Source organism: Nitrococcus sp., assembly GCF_059432795.1.
Genome location: NZ_JBXWZQ010000155.1, coordinates 1 through 3,302, shown reverse-complemented (window position 1 = coordinate 3,302; position 3,302 = coordinate 1). Strand labels below are relative to the sequence as shown.

At 63.2% G+C, this 3,302-nt stretch carries 3 protein-coding genes and 2 pseudogenes; 2 read left to right on the top strand and 3 right to left on the bottom strand.

The window, feature by feature from the left end:
- Positions 1 to 99: 99 nt before the first annotated feature.
- From AC52Q4_RS11045 to AC52Q4_RS11035, 3 genes and pseudogenes are all read right to left on the bottom strand, one after another.
- A pseudogene (locus AC52Q4_RS11045) lies at positions 100 to 357 on the bottom strand (PIN domain-containing protein); the annotation flags it as partial.
- A gap of 28 nt (positions 358 to 385) precedes the next feature.
- A complete protein-coding gene (locus AC52Q4_RS11040) occupies positions 386 to 859 on the bottom strand; it encodes a peroxiredoxin (RefSeq protein WP_495536849.1) in 474 nt (157 codons plus the stop codon).
- A 110-nt stretch (positions 860 to 969) separates the two neighbouring features.
- The gene (locus AC52Q4_RS11035; RefSeq protein ID WP_495536848.1) at positions 970 to 1,503 is read right to left on the bottom strand and encodes a glycine cleavage system transcriptional repressor; all 534 of its coding nucleotides are present in this window, start codon (positions 1,501 to 1,503) and stop codon (positions 970 to 972) included.
- 244 nt (positions 1,504 to 1,747) lie between these two features.
- On the opposite strand from AC52Q4_RS11035, the gene dapA reads away from it, so the two are divergent.
- Positions 1,748 to 2,623 (top strand): 4-hydroxy-tetrahydrodipicolinate synthase, encoded by an 876-nt coding sequence (gene dapA / locus AC52Q4_RS11030; protein WP_495536847.1) that lies wholly within the window; start codon positions 1,748 to 1,750, stop codon positions 2,621 to 2,623.
- A 20-nt stretch (positions 2,624 to 2,643) separates the two neighbouring features.
- Positions 2,644 to 3,302 (top strand): annotated as a pseudogene (locus AC52Q4_RS11025) (hypothetical protein); the annotation flags it as partial.

Genomic DNA, 3,302 nt, shown 5'->3' with positions numbered 1-3,302 from the left:
CGGGCGGGCCCCGGCGCGGAGTCCAGCCCCGCCGCGGGGTGAGGGCGATCCACCCGGCCCGAGAAACTACCGTCGGCCGCCCGCCGCGCCATGCACCCGCGTCTTGGACAGCACCAGCCCGGATTCGATCGCGCCGGGCTTGGCCCGTGCCAGCAGCTCGTCCACACCGCCACTCGCTTGTCGCACGGTGCGGGCTTCCTCCGAGACCCCCTTCTGAGCGGCATCGAGGGCCTGCAGCACGGCCATTGGCAGGAAAATGGCGTGTTCCTGGAAACGGAAAAGCGCGGCCGGGTCGTGCATCAGTACCGAGGTGTCGAGCACGAAAGCGCGCTGTCCGTGGGTAGGTCTCGTAGGCATGCTTCAACCCATCGGGGCCGATGGCCGATCAGGCAGTGAGCGCTTTCGCGGCGTGCAAGGCTTCATCGGCGTGGCCGCGTACCGTGACGCCGCGCCATTCACGGCGCAGGACGCCGGAAGTGTCGATCAGGAACGTGCTGCGCTCCACCCCGATCGATTTGCGCCCGAATCGGGTTTTCTCCTTGAGCACGCCGAAGCGTTCGCAGACCTCCTCCTGCGTGTCACTGAGCAAATCGAAAGGAAAGGCGTATTTTTCCTTGAAATTCTGCTGCGCTTTCAAGCCGTCGCGCGAAACGCCGACAATCACGGTGTTGGCCGCCTCGAAATCGGCGTGGCGGTCGCGGAAATCCTCGCCTTCCTGCGTGCAGCCGGGGGTGTCCGCCTTGGGATAAAAATAGAGCAGCACGTTACGGCCGCGAAGCTCGGACAGTCGCAGCGTCCGGCCGCCCATGGCGGGGAGCTCGAAGTCGGGCACGGCTGCGCCGACGCGAATCTCATCCATAATCGGTCTCCTCTATCAGGCCGTGTTTTCAGGCGATTCGCCGAGGCGTCTTTTGAAAGACGCCCCCACGGTGCATCTCGTTTGCACGGGAGTTTGCTTATGCGCCCGCCTCAGCCTTTGACGGGCTCGATAACAGCATCCAGATTGAGCTGATCGCAGAAATCCATGAACTCTTCACGCAGGCGGGCGATGTGGACCGTGGCCGGGACGTCCACGGTGATGTGCACGGAGAACATCGGTGTGCCGGTGTGCGCGGCGGCATAGCTGGTCGTGGCCATATCCCGGATGCTGATCTCACGCGATGAGAAAAAGCTCGCCAGTTGATGGACGATGCCGGGGTGATCGATGGCGACCACCTCGACGGAGTAGGGCAACAGATTGCCCTCGCGCGGGGCCGGTGTGGTGCGCTTGGAGTTGACGGTCAGCCCGAGCTTGCGGCCCAGACCGGGCAGCGCCGCCTCCAACTTGGCCAGCTTGTTCCAGCGGCCCTCGGCCAGCAGGATGATCGCGAATTCACCGCCGAGGACGGTCATGCGGCTGTCTTCGATGTTGCAACCGTTCTCGGCGATGATCCGGGAGAGTTCGTTGACGATGCCGGGGCGATCCTCGCCAAGCGCCGAGATCACCAAAAGATTGTTATGCATGCCTTATCCGAGTGAATAGCCGATGCAGCTACCCAAATAAATCAAACGTAGATGAGTGTAGCATGATCGCGCCACCGGTTAGTCGCTGCCGCGGGACAACGAGATAGCGGCGGAAGCGGCGTTTGCTGGTGTGCGCGAGATTCCGCAAGCGGGCGCGCTTGCGCGCGGGAGGCCCGGCGGCAGTTGCGAGGTCTCGGGTGGGCAAGTAGTATTCCGCAATCGGATACGGCTCGGAGAGAGGTCTATGTTCCATGGCAGCATGGTAGCGCTTGTCACGCCGATGCACGATGACGGGAGCATAGACGAAAAGGCCCTGCAGCGCTTGGTCGAGTTCCACATCGAGCAGGGAAGTGATGCGATCGTAGCGGTCGGCACGACGGGCGAGTCGGCGACGCTCGACTATGACGAGCATTGTCATGTCATGCGCCGAATCGTCGAGATGGCTCACGGGAGAATACCGGTCATCGGCGGTACCGGTTCCAATTCCACCTGGGAGGCCATCAAGCTCACCCGCTGCGCGATGGAAGGTGGTTGCGACGCGGCGTTGCTGGTGACGCCTTATTACAACAAGCCCACGCAGGAAGGGATGTTCCGGCACTTCCAGGCCGTGGCCGACGCTGTGCCGCTGCCGCAGATCCTCTACAATGTGCCTGGGCGCACGGCCTGTGACCTCCTGCCGGATACGGTGGCGCGGCTGGCCGAGATATCGAACATCGTGGGCATTAAGGAAGCCTCCGGCAGTGTCGAGCGCGTTCGCGAGCTATTGGAGCGTTGCGATGGACTGCTCGATATCTACTGCGGCGAGGACGTGAAAGATCTCGAGATCATACTGGCCGGCGGCAAGGGGGCGATCTCGGTCACCGCCAATGTCGCGCCGAAGCTTATGCACGAGATGTGTCGCGCCGCACTTTCCGGCGATTCGGAGGAAGCCGAGCGTATCGATGCCCGACTGGCGGCGTTGCACAAGACGCTGTTCGTGGAGACCAACCCCATCCCCGTGAAATGGGCCGTACATCGGCTTGGTTTCGCCGGGCAGGGGATCCGCCTGCCGATGACGCCCTTGTCCGATCACCATCACGAAAGCGTCCTGCAAGCAATGAAGCTCGCCGGCGTGCTCTGAACGGAAACCACGATTTGGCCATGCCACGGCTCGTCTTCGTTGTGCTTGCCGCGCTCAGCGTGCTGGCGACAGGTTGCATGTTCGGCAAGGATCCCGATTCCGCTGCGTCCCCGAAGGGACCGCTGACGTTGCCGCCGGATCTCACGCCACAGCATAGCTCCACGACGATGGCCATTCCCGACGAGGCAAAGACAAGTCCGCCGAGTGGGCAGCAGCAGAGCACCAGCGAGGCTGTCCTGCCCCGCTCGGATAAGGTCACGCTGCATTGGAACGGGCATGAGCGTTGGTTGGAAGTGGAGGCTCCGCCCCGCGTCGTATGGAACTGGATAGAACAGTTCATCAAGGAGCGCGAACTGGAGTTGGCACACACCGACCCTCGTCTCGGCATCATGGAGACCGCTTGGCTTTTCAGCGCTCCGCCAGTGACACGCGGCTTGTTTGCGCCTTCGGTGGTCGATCGAACGGCGGCTAGCGTGGCCGATCGTTATCTGATCCGGCTCGAACAGGGTGTCCAGCCGGATACGAGCGAGGTGTTCGTCGCTCAGCGCCGTGTCGTGCGCGACCAGCAAGGCCAGTGGCGGTTGGCCGAGGGCGATCGCTTCCTCGAAGGGGAGTTCATGGCCGCGCTCTCGGCCGAGCTCGGTGGTGAGCGCGCGCCGTCCGCATCGGCGACCCTCGT